The following is a 15,204-nucleotide window of genomic DNA, read 5'->3' on the forward strand; positions in this document are numbered from 1 at the left end:
TTCGAAACTACTTTTTACAGAAAAATTTTAATTGCCCTTAAAAACCTACTTCTTTCTAAAACACTGAGGTTTTATAGTGAAACTGATTTCCATTTTTAAGAACTTAAGTACCCGCGGCCGTATAAAACCATAAATATAGTTTGATTTCATTTCGGCATCTATCGCTTTGTTTCCTCGATTATCAGAAACTGAATATTGCGTACTTGTAAATTCAAATAAATCGCTAAGATTTAATACGCTTTGTAGCTTTAAAATTGTAAAGACTAAATAGAATGATTATCTTTGTAACTAACTAATTTTAATGCATATGGCAGCAATTTGCTTTTTAAATACCAAAAAACATCCTTCGGGGTTAGCGCTGTCATTATCTTATCTGCACGACGATATTTTTTTAAAAAATTCCAAAGAGTTTATTGATTAATCCCTGTTTCGACTCAGAACAGGGCTACTCATTATTATTCTTAAAATTTAATCTGTTTTCTTCTTAACACTACTGTACCATTTACAAAAAGCAGCTCAATATATTGTGCGCTATTTTGAATGATTGAGTCACAACTACGCAGTATGGAGAAGAGAATTTAAAAAAATATACTATGTCAAAAAATGTAATTTTAACAACCGGAATATACGACATGATTAAAGATCATGTTCGACGAAATAAAGTAACCAAACAAGAAGAAGAACTATTGGTTCTAGAATTAAAAGACGCCGAACAGGTTTATAGACGAGACCTGCCAAATGATATTGTTACAGTTAACCGACGTGTAAAAATTAAAGATCATACGGTAAACAAAGAAAGGGAATATACGTTTGTATCATCTAATAAAGCAAATAATAAAAAAGGGAAAACGTCTATTTTATGCGATGTTGCCGTTGCTACATTGGGTAGAAAGGTAGGCGATGTAATTAATTGGCCATTTAAAGATGGAGAAAGAAAACTCGAAATTTTAAAGGTTGAAAACATTTAGCCTTCAAGAAAAAGGGCCTTTGCTGTAAAAATGCAAAGGCCCTTTTTTAATTGCTTACTTGGCCACGCGGCTAAAAATACACAACTTCATTAGCCTTTACTTTCTAATAAACCGCTGTGATTTTGAATGGTTGTTGTCGTAAATTTTTAAAATATACTTTCCCGTTGCCAAATTTGAAACGTCAATAGTATTTAAATCTACTTTGGCAGCCATTACTTTTTTCCCTTGAACATCATAAATCGTAAATGCTGGATTTGTAAAATGGTTTAAATCACCGAGGTTTAAAATATCTTGGGTTGGATTGGGATATAGAATAAGAGGGTTCGCCAAGTTTTCGTTTAAACCTAAAACTGTAGATCCTTCCACCACAGAAAGCACCTGATCTACTGCAACATCTTCTAGAATATCCACAATTCCCGATGGCCATGAAATGGTTATATTGCTAATGGTTGTATTTGTTCCCAAACCAAAATGGGTATTCAGGGTGCTCATATATTTAAAACCTTCACCACTTCGCACTTCTCGAATTTGCGTCCCCATATCCGATGAAATTGTTATACGGGCGCCGATACCATTTATATTGCTCTCTACTCCTATAGTGTTTATGGTTATCCAATGGTTTGCGTTAGCGTTGTTGTAGTAAACGTTGCCACCCGTAAACGAGTCGATAAATCCGTCGTTGTTTAAATCGCCAAAGGATCCGTTGTTATTTGGAAGCGCTAACGGGACTAACGTAAAGGTTAGATCGCCATTGTTTAAAAGTATATTTCCATTGGAAGCGATATCTACATACCCATCGTTATTAAAATCGTAACTGCAGTTTTCAATTCCTGTAATCGTTAAAGCATGTATTCCTGTAGTAGCAGAAATATCGGTAAACGTACCGTCGCCATTATTTCTATTTAATTTATGGGTAAAATTACTGTCGCTACTTCCTACGAAAACATCTAAAAAGCCGTCGTTGTCAAAATCGGCCCACGTAGCAGACCAAGTTTGCATCTCGTCTTTTAATCCAGTAGCATCACCCACTTCAATAAAGTTGCCAGCACCATCGTTTTGATAAATTTGATTTTCACTTCTTTCATTTACATCTCCATTTACGTTGCATTTTGCAATAAACACATCCATATCGCCATCGTTGTCATAATCTATCCAAACAGAACCGTAATTTCCTCCCGTGGGATAATCACCAATATCTCCTTGGTGAAAGGTGAACGTTCCGTCACCGTTGTTAATATAGTAAACACTCGGCGCCACGTCGTGACAAACAAATGCGTCTAAATGCCCGTCGTTATTAATATCAACAAAATTAGAACGCTGCGAGAAAACATATTCCGGAAACGATATTTCTTCATAGGAGGTCCCGTTATTCTTAGCCTTCATAAATGTAACGCCATTTGCACCACCGTAAAGTAAATCGGCAAATCCGTTCTTGTCAAAATCTGCGGCAGCAAGACTCCACGAAGGGGTGTTGGCAACAGGGGGAGTAGCTATATTTGTTTCTATAAAACTACCGTCTGTTTGCTGATAGTGAATTTGAATATTGGTAGCAGTCACCGAAACCAAATCGTCTAGAAAATCGCCATTCATATCAACGGCGGCTCGTTCAGCACCCGTGGTTGAAATTGGAACAGCAGTAAATGATACCTGTGCATTTACGGCTCCGGTTAAAGCGAAGAATAATAATAGCATAATAATTTTTTTCATCTAAAATAATATTTAATGGTTAGTCGCAAGGTTCTGTGAGTGAGTTTATCCATTCTTCTAACACTGGCAGAAATGCTTCATCCGCCAGCGAACGCCCAATCATGGGCATGGCATATTCCTCTAAGGTAGTTGCTACCCTAAAATACAATATTGAGTTACTAGCATCGCCCGGGGTTATAAGTTTTGCACCGTCGTATCCCGGAACTTGAAGATCCGGATCTGTACATACACCTAAGTTGTCGTGATCGTGACTTTCTCTAAACGCCAATCGCAACGACCGTGCTCCGCAATGTCCTCCAACAATATGGCAGTGGGCACAATTCATATCAAAATACGAGCGCACTCGGGTTTCCAAACTTTGGGAGATATCCTTCCAACTCGGTACGGTTTCAATTGTAGTGGGCAGATTGGTATTTGAAAGGTATCCTATTTCCTTCCATTTTTCAAGTTGATTTTCAATCCCGTCTGCATATTCATAAATAGCATTTAAATTTTGGGGTTTTGGACCAATAGGAAAAATTATATCGTTGAATTTATGGCAAATAAAACATTCCAAATCTGAAGGTATTCGGTAATTAACCCACTTGGTTTCTCCGTTTTCTACCCACTCTACCGGCACATTAAAACCATAGCCGGTGGTGTTGAGGAAAGCTTCCTCTTGAGCCTCATCCCAAATATAATTTGCAAAAATCCAACCGTCATCCTTTTTAATTAATACTCGGGTTTCTATATTTTTTGTGGTATTATCGGGTAAAACATTTTCGTAATAGAAGGTTTTTATCAACGCACTACCCGTTGGAAAATCTAAAACATCGCCATCGCTAACATAAGTAGCCTGTACATTATAGGGCATCCAAACAAAACGTTTTTTATGAGCGTAATCTGAAAACAAAGCATTTATTGGTTCATAAGGCAAAACACCATAAACAGGAGATAATTCGGCTAAGTTTCCTTCAAAAAAATTATAATCAGAAAGTTTATCAAAAGGAACCGTACTAATATCAAAGTTTACTGGCGAAAACGGCAAAACCTGTATGGTAACTGTGGCTGTGGCGCAACTCTGACCGGTAGGATCGCAAACTGTATATTCAAAAGAAACCTCACCTTCAAAAGTTTCGTCGGGGGTGTATTGCAGGGTGTCGTCCAAAATTGTTGCGGGGGTGCCATTGTTGTTGATTATTACTAGTCCACTTTGAGGTGCAGTAAGTGAAATTTCACCATCCTTTGGAATATTGCTGTCGTTGTTTAACATGGCAATCGTTACTGAAGAATTTTGAAAAACTTCCCCAATATCTGCGTTGGCAGTAATATTTAAAGGAATGTAATCTGAATTTTCATCATCCTTACAGGCATTAAAAATCACGAGTAAAAAAAGGAATATACTAATTCGAAAGACATCAAATTTCATAAACGGTTTGGGGTAAATTATTAGTAATAGATAATTGTAAAAAAAAATAAACTTAAGAAAATTTTATGATTTATGGATACAATTGTTAATATTTTGAGAAATTAAAGAAAACGCAAACTAAGTCATCTTATGTGTAATTTGGAAATATCGGGTATTACGCCAGCAAACGTTGTAAAATTGTTTATGCCTTTGGCAACAATTTTGATAAAGAGCCATTGATTTGCGTTTACGTTTATAGCACGGTTTATAATGCATACCGCTCACCGCTATTTTTCGTACTTTTGTAACCTATTGAAAAAGAAAATATGAACTTTAAAATTGCCTCAGAATTTAAGCCTACGGGCGATCAACCCACGGCTATAAAATCCTTGGTGGACGGCCTTGTTTCAGGCGAACAATATCAAACCCTTCTGGGGGTTACCGGCTCTGGAAAAACTTTTACTGTGGCCAATGTGGTGCAGGAGGTGCAAAAGCCTACCTTGGTTTTAGCTCACAATAAGACGCTGGCGGCACAATTGTATACAGAGTTTAAAAATCTATTTCCCGAAAATGCGGTGGAGTATTTTGTGTCGTATTACGATTACTATCAACCTGAAGCTTTTATTCCGAGTAGTGGTACTTATATTGAAAAGGATCTTTCAATTAACGAGGAAATTGAAAAAATGCGTCTTAGTACAACTTCTTCCTTGCTTTCGGGTAGGAGGGATGTTATTGTGGTTTCTTCTGTTTCCTGCCTATACGGTATCGGAAACCCTGTTGAATTTCAAAAAAACGTAATTAAGTTAGAAAAGGGACAAACTATTTCGCGAACCAAATTATTACATCGGTTGGTTCAGAGCCTCTATTCACGGACAGAAGCAGAGTTTAATCACGGTCGTTTTCGCATAAAAGGCGACACGGTAGATGTGTATCCAGGGTATGCAGACGACGCTTTCAGAATTCATTTTTTTGGAGATGAAATAGAAGAAATTGAAGTGTTTGATCCACTTAATAATAATATAAAGGCTAAATACGACCGACTCAATATTTATCCGGCAAATATGTTTGTAACCTCCCCCGATGTGCTGCAAGGGGCGATACGCAATATTCAAGATGACTTGGTTTTACAGATAGAATATTTTAAAGAAATAGGAAAGCATCTGGAGGCAAAACGTCTTGAAGAACGTACCAATTTTGATCTCGAAATGATTCGTGAACTAGGCTACTGTAGCGGTATTGAAAACTATTCGCGCTATCTGGATCAACGCTTGCCGGGTACGCGTCCGTTTTGCTTATTGGATTATTTTCCGAACGATTATTTAATGGTTGTTGATGAAAGCCACGTATCCATTCCACAGGTTAGCGCTATGTACGGCGGTGACCGTTCGCGAAAGGAAAACTTGGTAGATTACGGGTTCCGATTGCCCGCAGCAATGGATAACCGACCGCTAAAATTTGAAGAATTTGAAGCCTTGCAAAACCAAGTCATCTACGTAAGTGCCACCCCCGCAGATTACGAATTGGAAAAAAGCGGCGGAGTGTACGTAGAACAAATAATAAGACCAACAGGATTGCTGGATCCTCCGATTGAAGTGCGCCCAAGTTTAAATCAAATTGACGATTTATTGGAAGAAATACAGCTTCGAATTGAAAAAGACGAACGTATTTTGGTTACTACCTTAACCAAGAGAATGGCGGAAGAATTGACAAAGTATTTAGAAAGAGTGCAAATTAGAACGCGTTATATTCACAGTGACGTAGATACGCTAGAACGTGTGGAAATTATGCAGGATCTCCGGCTCGGATTATTTGATGTTTTGGTCGGGGTGAATTTATTGCGCGAAGGATTGGATTTACCCGAGGTTTCATTGGTTGCAATTCTGGATGCCGATAAAGAAGGATTTTTAAGAAGCAACCGTTCGTTAACCCAAACAGTAGGCCGTGCAGCGCGGAATTTAAACGGAAAAGCAATTATGTACGCCGATAAAATTACCGCGAGCATGCAGGCTACAATTGATGGCACCCAATACCGAAGAGAAAAACAGATTGCCTATAATAAAGAACACGGAATTACACCAACGGCGATTAAAAAATCTTTTGAAAACTCCCTGACAAAAGCCAAACAAGCTGCCTACACCTTTGAAACTGCCGAAACGCTAGCTGCAGAATCTGAAGTAGAATACCTTACGCAAGCACAGATTGAGAAAAAAATACGCGATACCCGCAAAGCGATGGAAAATGCTGCTAAAGGGCTTGATTTTATGATGGCCGCAAAACTTCGGGATAAAATAAAAACATATCAAAAACAATTGGAAACACTTTAAAATCATATCTAAAGAACCCAAACTTTACAATGCTCTTAACGTCTTTCATAAAACCTATTTTGTACTTTTCCCTTTCTATGGCTACAGCACAAAGCATTAATTTAGAGAATAAAATTATTCCTGCAGATATTAAAAGCGAAGTAATTGAGGCATTAACCTTTTATCCGGAACTCTACGATACCGCAATTGAATTTAAGTATAAAACAAACATTAAAAAATCTACCATGCAGGCGCAGCCTCGGTTTACAAGTTTTTTTAAAAGTAAGGAAAACAGAGAGTACATTATTTTAATTAGCCGAAGCATTCAAATAGAAGGTGAAATCTTTACAATGGATGATATTCCATCTGATGTTAAAGTTGGGTGGCTTGGTCACGAACTCGGACATTTAATGGATTACAGTGCACGCACAAATTTTGGAATGATCATTTTCGGAATAAAATATCTTTTCTCTTCTGCCCATATCAAGGAAGTGGAACGCACTGCAGATACCTATGCGATTGCCCACGGTATGGGCGATTATATTTTAAAAACTAAAAATTTTATATTAGATAACGCCAATCTATCCGAAAAATACAAAGAGCGAATTCGAAGATTATATATTTCCCCAGAAGAAGTAATGGAGCTCATCAATGAAAACAAAGTTGAGGACGATCCCGAAATAGTTGGTAAAGACGATTAGTTATACATAATAGTTAATCATTGCAAAAGGCTGCGACTCCATTCAGGATACCCAAATTTACTAATCGGCAATTCGTAATGGGTTAATTTGCAGTTTTTTCTTGGTCTTACCCAATTTGCGTTTTTACAAAATCTTCCCAAGTGGCAAATTTTTCTTCATCCATTACTTTTTCCATCTTTACTTGGCCGCCTTTCTTTTTGTTCTTGGCATTCCATTCGTGAAATATTTCGGGATTTATTGTAGTAACCTTAACGCCCTTTAATGCTTTGGAACGAGCGACGGAATAATTTTTATTCGCTTCTTTTAATGCACTATCCAAAGCTTCGGCTATTTTTTCTGCGCTAATTTTAGTTTCCGTGCCCAAATACCAATGGTGGTAAAATGCATCGTTAATTTTTACGGCGGCTAATGTGAATTCTGGGATTTCAATATCAAATTTTTCTTCCATTTCTCGTAAGGCTACCTCCATTTTATTCACTGAAAGCTGCGACCCCACTACATTTAAAAAGAATTTTGTACGTCCGGTAATTTTAATTTCGGCTTTTTCAATATCTGTAAAAGCTATAGTATCACCAATTAAATAGCGCCAGGCGCCAGATACCGTACTAATTATTAAAACATAATCTACTCCGGTTTCAACTTCAGAAAGGGTAAGAGCGGGAGCATCCTGCCAAAGCGATCCGTCTTCATTAATATATTCTGGTTTAAAGGGCACAAATTCAAAGTAAATTGCATTGTCGGTAACTAATTTCATTGAAGTGGTTCCAGGTCTATTTTGAAATGCTAAAAATCCCTCCGAAGCCAAATACGTATCAATTACAGTAATGGGATGCGCCAATAATTGATTGAAACTCTTTTCGTACGGCTGAAATGCAACGCCTCCCGAAGTATAAACCTGCAAGTTTGGCCAGATTTCGTGTATGTTCTTTGCATTGTGATAATCAATTACTTCTTTCATCATTAACTCCATCCACGAGGGAATACCGCTTAACGCACCAATATCCCAATTGCGAGCGTTTTTCGCAATAGTTGCAACCTTTTGGTCCCAGTCATCCATTTGTGCAATTTCCTCGCCCGGTTTGTAATATCCGCGGAACCAAAACGGAATGTTGCTAGCGCTTATTCCGCTAATTTCACCTTCTAAAAATTGATCTTGTTCCTCCAAATCTGTGCTGCTGCCGAGCATCATTATTTCCTTTTCAAAAAAATCTGAAGGAATTTCAAAATTCGTCAAAGCCCCAACTTGCTTTATACCCGTTGTGCGAATTGCTTCAATCATTTCGGTTGTAACGGGTATTTTTTTTGAAGTTTTACCTGTGGTGCCGCTGCTTCGTGCAAAATACTTGGGAGTTCCCGGCCAGCTAATATCTTTAAGTCCTTTCTGGGTTTTGCACCACCAGGCGTCTTCCATTTGGTGATAATCAAAATAAGGCACGTTACCGGCAAATGCTTCCTGCAAATCTTCGGATTCCAGAATTTTCTCGAATCCGTAATATTTTCCGAAAGCAGTGTCTTTTGCTTTTTCCAAAAGATTTTTTAAAACTTCGCGCTGGGATTCCACAGGAGATTTTTCAGAAATAATTGCCCCGCGAAGGTCTATTGCCGTTTTGATGATTGAACCGAGTATTGCCATTTTTTAAATTTGGTGGAAACTACAATAATTTGGAAAATTTGATGAAATAATTAATTCAAATTTAACCTTTTCCTTATGCGCTTCAATAATGGTATCTTTGCAAAAAAGAAGTGATGCACCACCCAGATTCTGTACGTTTAAATAAGGCAATAAGCGATAGTGGATACTGCTCCCGACGAGAGGCCGATACCCTAATTGATAACGGTAGAGTAACCATAAATGGCGAAAAAACTGGACTTGGCGATCGTGTAATGCCCGGAGATGAGGTACGCGTAGATGGAAAACTTATTACTAAAAACGATACCGAAGTTTTTATAATGTTGAATAAACCCGTCGGGATAACCTCTACAACAGATACAAGATTTGACGATAATGTAATAGACTTTGTAAACCATCCCGAACGCATTTTTCCGGTGGGAAGATTAGATAAGCCCAGTGAAGGTTTGCTTTTATTGACCAATGATGGCGATATAGTAAACAAAATACTACGCGCCGGAAACGCACACGAAAAGGAATATATTGTAAAAGTAGATAGACCCGTTACCGATGAATTTATAGTACGAATGGGCGCCGGAATACCAATTTTAGACACCGTAACCAAGCGTTGTAAAGTTGAAAGGATTAGCAGATTCGAGTTCCGTATTTTTTTAGTACAAGGACTAAACAGACAAATACGAAGAATGTGCGAATACCTAGGTTACGAGGTAGTTGCATTACAGCGAATAAGGATTATGAATTTGGTTTTAGGAAATTTACCCGTTGGCCAATGGCGCGATCTTACGGCAACGGAACTAAAAACTTTAAAGGAGGCCGTAAAGGATAGCGACGGACAACCAAAGATTTATAAAAAGGAAGATCGCCAAAAAGCTGCGGAAACAATAAAACCGGAAGTGAAACGCCGCGAAGAGCGCAAATTAAAGCGCGAACAAAGAAGTACGGGTGGTAGAAGAAGGCGAGGCCCAAATTAAGCCCATGAAAAAACCGCGCACCGATTGAGTAGCACGCGGTCAATTCAACTAACTAACCAAATTAAATTTCAATTATGAAATCTCAACCATTTTCTTAAATGCTTTCTTTTCTTCCAATTTTGGAAGCGTAATTTTTAAAACGCCATTTTCGTATTTGGCTTGAATATCTTCTATCTTAATCGTTTCTGGAAGCGTAAAAGAACGCTCAAAATTACTGTAATTAAACTCCCGTCTCGTATATCGAGTTTCGGTATCAGTCTCTTCCTTTGTTTCTATTGTCTTTGAAGAAACTTTTAGTGTATCTTCCTCAGCCTCAATAGTAAAGTTTTCTTTTTGAAAACCTGGAACAGCAATTTCTAGTACAAAATTCGTCAAATTTTCAATGATATTTACCGCGGGAATGCTAAATGTTTCATAATTATTATTAAAAACATCCAGTTTATTGTCAAAAAGTAAATTATCTAATATTCCGGGCAACCAAACGCCATCTTTATTAACTGTTTTCATAGTTATATTATTGTTTTTAATTTGTTATTTTTTTAATTCTTTTTTCAATAACAATTCCAAATATTTAAAAGCGACATTCTGACTGTAAATAAGTAAAAAATCTGACGATGTGTCATTAACAATAAGCGCGAATGCAACATTAATTCATTTTTAAGAAATAGAGAAGTTGGTTTCAGTACTTTTAAACCACTAATTGTTCCATTTTATGAAAAAGATCTTCGTTCGCATTTTCGACTTTTTTAATACGGTAGAAAGTAAAATTGCATTTTATCCAACCTTGCTGGCAATTACTGGATTTTTTGTTGCTGCCTTAATGATGTATTTGGAAGGGCAGGGCATTTCGAAAGAAATAATGGATGTATTGCCTTTGTTGATGGTAGAGGATGGCGATACGGCCTTGTCGGTGCTGAGTGCCTGTCTTGGAGGGTTAATTTCGCTAATGGTCTTTAGCTTCTCCATGGTGATGTTACTGCTGAGCCAGGCGTCTAGTAATTACTCACCACGCCTGCTTCCGGGGCTAATTAGCGATAAACGCCATCAGTTTATTTTGGGGATTTATTTGGCGACAATTCTATATAATATTTTTACGCTATTTTCCATCGAGCCCAGTGAAGATAAATACACCCTTCCTGGATTTTCAGTGCTATTGGGTATTGTTATGACCATTATTTGTTTGGTGGCGTTTATTTATTTTATTCATAATATTTCACAGAGCATACAGATAAATAATATTCTAGATACCATTTTTGAAAGTGCCGAAATACGACTTAAAAAACTGATTAAATCGGAAGAAGACCAAAATAAAACCTTTCCCGATACTTCAAAATGGCATGCATATCCTGCCGGAAGTAGTGGCTATTTTCAAAATCTTTCAATAAATAATATCTTGCAAATTTGTGAAGAAGAAAAAACTAAGATATACATTACTATTCCCAAAGGATTATTTGTACTAAAAAACGCTACTTTCTTAAAATCTGAAAAACCTTTGGACGATAAGGTTGTAAAAGCATTTGTGTCGAATATTAGTTTTGCGCGCGGCGAATTAATTGAAGACAATTACACCTTGGCCTTTAAACAAATTACCGAAATAGCGGTTAAGGCAATGTCTCCGGGAATAAACGATCCGGGGACCGCTATTAACGCCATAGATTATTTAACAGATTTGTTTGCGCTGCGAATGCAAAAACAAGACAACGGAATTATTGTACACAACAAGAAAACAAACCTAAGGGTTGCCGTAGTAACTTTTAAAGAATTGCTCTTTAACGTAATGGCATCACTGCGGACGTATTGTAAGCACGACCCAATTATGGTTTCAAAATTATTGTGGATGCTAAAATATTTGCAAAACCAACCCGCGGCCGAAGTAAATTATCATACACAGGTTAGTGAAGAAATGGAAACCCTCTTAAAACAAGCCAAAGATTCCCTGGAAAGTGAAACGGATGTGGCGGCAATCGAAAAAATATACAAAGCCTAGTTGTAGTAAATTTTAAAAATGTTTAATAATTCTTCGGCGGGAAGCGTTTGTTCTTTAGACTGCTCCATTTTTCTTAATATTTGATCTGCTACTACAGGGCGAATGCCCATTTTAAGTCCGAAATTCTTTAGGGCTACCAATTCGGTGTGATGGGTTTCATTATCAATTTTCATCACCAAAATTAGTTTGTAAAAATGGGTGATACGTTCCACTTCGCTGTAAACGGCTTGAGATGGCGCTGGATCTTCAATAAGGTTGATTAATTCCTTATCCGAAATATTCATTCTCGTTGCCATTTTCTGGATAAATTGAATTTCAGAATTTTTAATTTTTCCATCTACCTTAATCATTTGTATTAAATCACTAAGAAGAGCTCGATCTTTATTCTCCATAATTTTTTAATTCAAAAAAAAGCCCTTGCAGTTGCGAAGGGCTTTTTACTTTATACTGCTCTTTTTTTTTAAGAAAGTACTGCCTTCACTTTATCGGCAGCTTCCTGAAATTCAATGGCACTTTGAACGTCTAAGCCACTGCTGTCTATTAATTCTTTTGCAATATCGGCATTGGTGCCTTGCAGGCGCACAATAATAGGTACGTTTATGGTTCCCATATTTTTATAGGCATCAACAATTCCTTGGGCCACACGATCGCAACGAACAATCCCGCCGAAGATATTTACTAAAATTGCCTTTACATTCGGATCTTTTAAAATAAGTTTAAAAGCTGCTTCAACGCGTTCGGCATTTGCGGTACCGCCCACGTCAAGGAAGTTTGCGGGTTCGCCACCAGCTTGCTTTATAAGGTCCATCGTGGCCATTGCAAGTCCGGCTCCATTTACCATACAACCAACGTTTCCGTCAAGGTCAACGTAGTTTAAGCCTTTTTCTTGAGCCTCAACCTCTACAGCATTTTCTTCGCGAATGTCGCGCATAGCCATATAATCTTTATGACGGTAAAGCGCATTGTCGTCTAGACTCACCTTCGCATCAACGGCAATTATTCTATCGTCGCTTGTTTTTAAAACTGGATTGATTTCAAACAAAGACGAGTCAGACTCGCTATAAGCTTTGTAAAGCGCGCTAACAAATTTTGTCATTTCTTTAAACGCTTTTCCGCTCAACCCAAGGTTAAAAGCTACTCTTCGGGCTTGAAAACCTAAAAGGCCTACGGCTGGATCAATTTCTTCGGTAAAAATTAAATGAGGCGTTTCTTCGGCAACTGTTTCAATGTCCATTCCCCCTTCGGTAGAATACATAATCATGTTTCTTCCAGTGGAACGGTTTAAAAGAACGCTCATATAATATTCTTCCGGCTCATTGTCGCCGGGATAATAAACATCTTCGGCAATTAGTACCTGATGTACTTTTTTACCTTCGGCAGAAGTTTGCGGCGTTACAAGGTTCATTCCAATTATATCGCCGGCAATAGTTTCAACTTCTTGCAAGTTTTTTGCAAGCTTTACACCGCCACCTTTTCCACGGCCACCAGCGTGAACTTGTGCCTTTATAACGTGCCAGCCCGTTCCGGTATCTTTTGTAAGTTTTTTTGCGGCTTCCACAGCTTCTTTCGGAGTTGTTGCCACGATACCGCGCTGTATTTCAACGCCAAAACTGTTTAAAATTTCTTTTCCCTGATATTCGTGTAAATTCATAGTATCGGTTTTGTACTTGTTTATGGAATGCAAAAATAACAAATGTGATAGGATTGCGCTAATGTTTTTTAAGGCATTAATTCACAACCTTCAGAATGCTTTTTTAAAATTGAAAAATTATGGAAGTATTCGCTAAATATTAAAGGGTTCATCATTATTTTTACGCCCTAATTTTTAAAAATTTATTCTTTAACAATGAAAAATCAAGACCTTTTGGCAATTGCCCAAGAATTCGGAAGCCCTGTTTATGTTTATGACGCCGCAAAAATTGAAAAGCAGTATAAACGTTTAACCAGCGCTTTTGAAAAGGTGGAACGTTTAAAGATAAATTATGCCGTTAAGGCGCTCTCAAATATTTCAGTATTAAAGTTGCTCATTAATATGGGCAGTGGTCTAGATACTGTTTCAATTCAAGAAGTGATGCTTGGTTTGGAAGCAGGTGCAAAACCTGAGGACATTATTTACACACCCAACGGAATTTCGCTCGAAGAAATTGAAAAAGCGGCGCAACTGGGCGTGCAGATTAATATTGACAATCTTTCCATATTAGAACAATTTGGAACCAACCACCCGCAAACACCTGTGTGTATTCGTATAAACCCTCACGTAATGGCTGGAGGAAATGCAAATATTTCGGTAGGGCATATTGATAGTAAATTTGGAATTTCAATCCATCAGATGCCGCTCTTAAAAAGAATTGTTGAAAATACCGGAATGAACATCAACGGAATCCATATGCACACCGGTAGCGATATTTTAGATATTGATGTTTTTCTTTACGCCTCGGAAATACTTTTTAATGCGGCCGAAAATTTTGATAATTTAGAATTTATCGACTTCGGAAGTGGTTTTAAAGTACCTTATAAAGAAGGCGATATTGAAACAAATGTAGAAGAATTGGGTGAAAAGCTGAGCAAACGATTTAACGATTTTTGTAAAAAATACGGAAAAAATCTAACCCTCGCTTTTGAGCCAGGCAAGTTTTTAGTTAGCGAGGCTGGGCAATTTTTGGTGAAAGTAAACGTGATAAAACAAACTACTTCTACCGTATTTGCGCAAGTTGATAGCGGATTTAACCATTTAATCCGGCCAATGTTATACGGCTCACAACACGAAATAGTAAATATTTCCAGACCGAAAGGTAGAGATCGCTTTTATACAGTAACAGGTTATATTTGCGAAACCGATACCTTTGCCAACAATCGCCGTATTCCAGAAATACAGGAAGGCGATATACTTTCATTTCATAACGCCGGTGCGTACTGCTTCACTATGGCCAGCAATTATAATTCTAGATATCGCCCCTCAGAAATACTTTGGTATAATGAAAAAGCACACCTGATACGAAAAAGAGAAACTTTTGATGATATTTTAAAAAATCAAATTGCAATTGAATTATGAGCCACTCGAGCAAAAAGAATTGAGTAATTGGCACAGAAAGCGTTAAATTTTGGAGATTTTTGTATTTATTTTCAATCAAAAAATAAATATTCTAAAAAAGCTTATATGTAAATAAAAACCCTATCTTTGCCGCTTATATTAATTATTTATTTAAATACAATGAACAAAGGAACAGTAAAATTCTTCAACGACACCAAAGGTTTTGGTTTTATCACTGAAGAAGGAACCAACAAAGAACATTTTGTACACATTTCAGGCCTAATCGACGAAGTTCGCGAAGGTGACGAAGTAGAATTTGATCTTCAAGAAGGTAAAAAAGGATTGAACGCGGTTAACGTAAAAGTACTTTAATACACACAATTTTTTTAAGTCAAAGCCTCCCAATCGGGAGGCTTTTTTTATGGATTCATTTTAAGGAAATGTTTTTTTTAAAATTTATTACTCATAACATATTGATTGTTAATATTTTGTTATAAATTTATACAACTAACAAAATAA

At 37.3% G+C, this 15,204-nt stretch carries 13 protein-coding genes; 7 read left to right on the forward strand and 6 right to left on the reverse strand.

Going from position 1 to position 15,204, the window contains the following annotated elements; translation table 11 throughout:
• The first annotated feature begins 593 nt into the window (after positions 1–593).
• Complete coding sequence (locus VZD24_RS13215; RefSeq protein ID WP_342687894.1) at positions 594–968, forward strand: GreA/GreB family elongation factor; 375 nt, start codon at positions 594–596, stop codon at positions 966–968.
• Positions 969–1,064: 96 nt separating this feature from the next.
• On the opposite strand, the gene VZD24_RS13220 is transcribed toward VZD24_RS13215, so the two are convergent.
• Together VZD24_RS13220 and VZD24_RS13225 are read right to left on the reverse strand one after the other, a co-directional pair.
• Positions 1,065–2,675 carry a T9SS type A sorting domain-containing protein gene (locus VZD24_RS13220; protein ID WP_342687895.1) on the reverse strand — a complete coding sequence of 537 codons (1,611 nt, stop codon included), beginning with the start codon at positions 2,673–2,675 and terminating at the stop codon, positions 1,065–1,067.
• A 19-nt stretch (positions 2,676–2,694) separates the two neighbouring features.
• A complete protein-coding gene (locus VZD24_RS13225) occupies positions 2,695–4,083 on the reverse strand; it encodes an Ig-like domain-containing protein (protein ID WP_279447344.1) in 1,389 nt (462 codons plus the stop codon).
• 305 nt (positions 4,084–4,388) lie between these two features.
• On the opposite strand from VZD24_RS13225, the gene uvrB reads away from it, so the two are divergent.
• Entirely contained in the window at positions 4,389–6,386 is a 1,998-nt protein-coding gene (uvrB, locus tag VZD24_RS13230) for an excinuclease ABC subunit UvrB (RefSeq protein ID WP_342687896.1), read from the forward strand.
• Positions 6,387–6,463: 77 nt separating this feature from the next.
• Positions 6,464–7,066, forward strand: a complete 603-nt coding sequence (locus tag VZD24_RS13235; protein ID WP_279447346.1) for a hypothetical protein — start codon at positions 6,464–6,466, stop codon at positions 7,064–7,066.
• A 106-nt stretch (positions 7,067–7,172) separates the two neighbouring features.
• On the opposite strand, the gene VZD24_RS13240 is transcribed toward VZD24_RS13235, so the two are convergent.
• The gene (locus tag VZD24_RS13240) at positions 7,173–8,699 is read right to left on the reverse strand and encodes a GH3 family acyl-acid amido synthetase (RefSeq protein WP_342687897.1); all 1,527 of its coding nucleotides are present in this window, start codon (positions 8,697–8,699) and stop codon (positions 7,173–7,175) included.
• A 113-nt stretch (positions 8,700–8,812) separates the two neighbouring features.
• Here VZD24_RS13240 and rluF point away from each other — a divergent pair, with 113 nt between their 5' ends.
• Positions 8,813–9,667, forward strand: a complete 855-nt coding sequence (gene rluF / locus VZD24_RS13245) for a 23S rRNA pseudouridine(2604) synthase RluF (RefSeq protein WP_342687898.1) — start codon at positions 8,813–8,815, stop codon at positions 9,665–9,667.
• Positions 9,668–9,739: 72 nt separating this feature from the next.
• Here the strand turns inward: rluF and VZD24_RS13250 are convergent, their stop codons facing one another.
• The gene (locus VZD24_RS13250) at positions 9,740–10,174 is read right to left on the reverse strand and encodes an Hsp20/alpha crystallin family protein (RefSeq protein ID WP_279447349.1); all 435 of its coding nucleotides are present in this window, start codon (positions 10,172–10,174) and stop codon (positions 9,740–9,742) included.
• Positions 10,175–10,379: 205 nt separating this feature from the next.
• On the opposite strand from VZD24_RS13250, the gene VZD24_RS13255 reads away from it, so the two are divergent.
• A complete protein-coding gene (locus tag VZD24_RS13255) occupies positions 10,380–11,654 on the forward strand; it encodes a DUF2254 domain-containing protein (protein ID WP_279447350.1) in 1,275 nt (424 codons plus the stop codon).
• On the opposite strand, the gene VZD24_RS13260 is transcribed toward VZD24_RS13255, so the two are convergent.
• Positions 11,651–12,046: a TerB family tellurite resistance protein gene (locus tag VZD24_RS13260; protein ID WP_279447351.1), complete on the reverse strand. Its 396-nt coding sequence runs from the start codon at positions 12,044–12,046 to the stop codon at positions 11,651–11,653. The two genes, VZD24_RS13255 and VZD24_RS13260, sit on opposite strands and share 4 nt — an antisense overlap.
• Before the next feature lie 68 nt (positions 12,047–12,114).
• Positions 12,115–13,305, reverse strand: a complete 1,191-nt coding sequence (sucC, locus tag VZD24_RS13265; protein WP_279447352.1) for an ADP-forming succinate--CoA ligase subunit beta — start codon at positions 13,303–13,305, stop codon at positions 12,115–12,117.
• Between the two features lie 195 nt (positions 13,306–13,500).
• Between sucC and lysA the strand changes: the two genes are divergently transcribed.
• Both lysA and VZD24_RS13275 read left to right on the forward strand, forming a co-directional pair.
• Positions 13,501–14,706 (forward strand): diaminopimelate decarboxylase, encoded by a 1,206-nt coding sequence (gene lysA, locus VZD24_RS13270; protein ID WP_279447353.1) that lies wholly within the window; start codon positions 13,501–13,503, stop codon positions 14,704–14,706.
• A 159-nt stretch (positions 14,707–14,865) separates the two neighbouring features.
• Positions 14,866–15,057 (forward strand): cold-shock protein, encoded by a 192-nt coding sequence (locus VZD24_RS13275; RefSeq protein WP_026451656.1) that lies wholly within the window; start codon positions 14,866–14,868, stop codon positions 15,055–15,057.
• Positions 15,058–15,204 lie beyond the last annotated feature (147 nt).

Source organism: Aequorivita flava (assembly GCF_038742595.1).
GTDB classification, from domain to species: domain Bacteria; phylum Bacteroidota; class Bacteroidia; order Flavobacteriales; family Flavobacteriaceae; genus Aequorivita; species Aequorivita marisscotiae.

Coding starts and splice junctions, on each gene's coding strand:
- VZD24_RS13215 (WP_342687894.1), top strand. CDS start 594: ATGTCAAAAAATGTAATTTTAACAACCGGAATATACGACATGATTAAA.
- VZD24_RS13220 (WP_342687895.1), bottom strand. CDS start 2,675: ATGAAAAAAATTATTATGCTATTATTATTCTTCGCTTTAACCGGAGCC.
- VZD24_RS13225 (WP_279447344.1), bottom strand. CDS start 4,083: ATGAAATTTGATGTCTTTCGAATTAGTATATTCCTTTTTTTACTCGTG.
- uvrB (WP_342687896.1), top strand. CDS start 4,389: ATGAACTTTAAAATTGCCTCAGAATTTAAGCCTACGGGCGATCAACCC.
- VZD24_RS13235 (WP_279447346.1), top strand. CDS start 6,464: ATGGCTACAGCACAAAGCATTAATTTAGAGAATAAAATTATTCCTGCA.
- VZD24_RS13240 (WP_342687897.1), bottom strand. CDS start 8,699: ATGGCAATACTCGGTTCAATCATCAAAACGGCAATAGACCTTCGCGGG.
- rluF (WP_342687898.1), top strand. CDS start 8,813: ATGCACCACCCAGATTCTGTACGTTTAAATAAGGCAATAAGCGATAGT.
- VZD24_RS13250 (WP_279447349.1), bottom strand. CDS start 10,174: ATGAAAACAGTTAATAAAGATGGCGTTTGGTTGCCCGGAATATTAGAT.
- VZD24_RS13255 (WP_279447350.1), top strand. CDS start 10,380: ATGAAAAAGATCTTCGTTCGCATTTTCGACTTTTTTAATACGGTAGAA.
- VZD24_RS13260 (WP_279447351.1), bottom strand. CDS start 12,046: ATGGAGAATAAAGATCGAGCTCTTCTTAGTGATTTAATACAAATGATT.
- sucC (WP_279447352.1), bottom strand. CDS start 13,305: ATGAATTTACACGAATATCAGGGAAAAGAAATTTTAAACAGTTTTGGC.
- lysA (WP_279447353.1), top strand. CDS start 13,501: ATGAAAAATCAAGACCTTTTGGCAATTGCCCAAGAATTCGGAAGCCCT.
- VZD24_RS13275 (WP_026451656.1), top strand. CDS start 14,866: ATGAACAAAGGAACAGTAAAATTCTTCAACGACACCAAAGGTTTTGGT.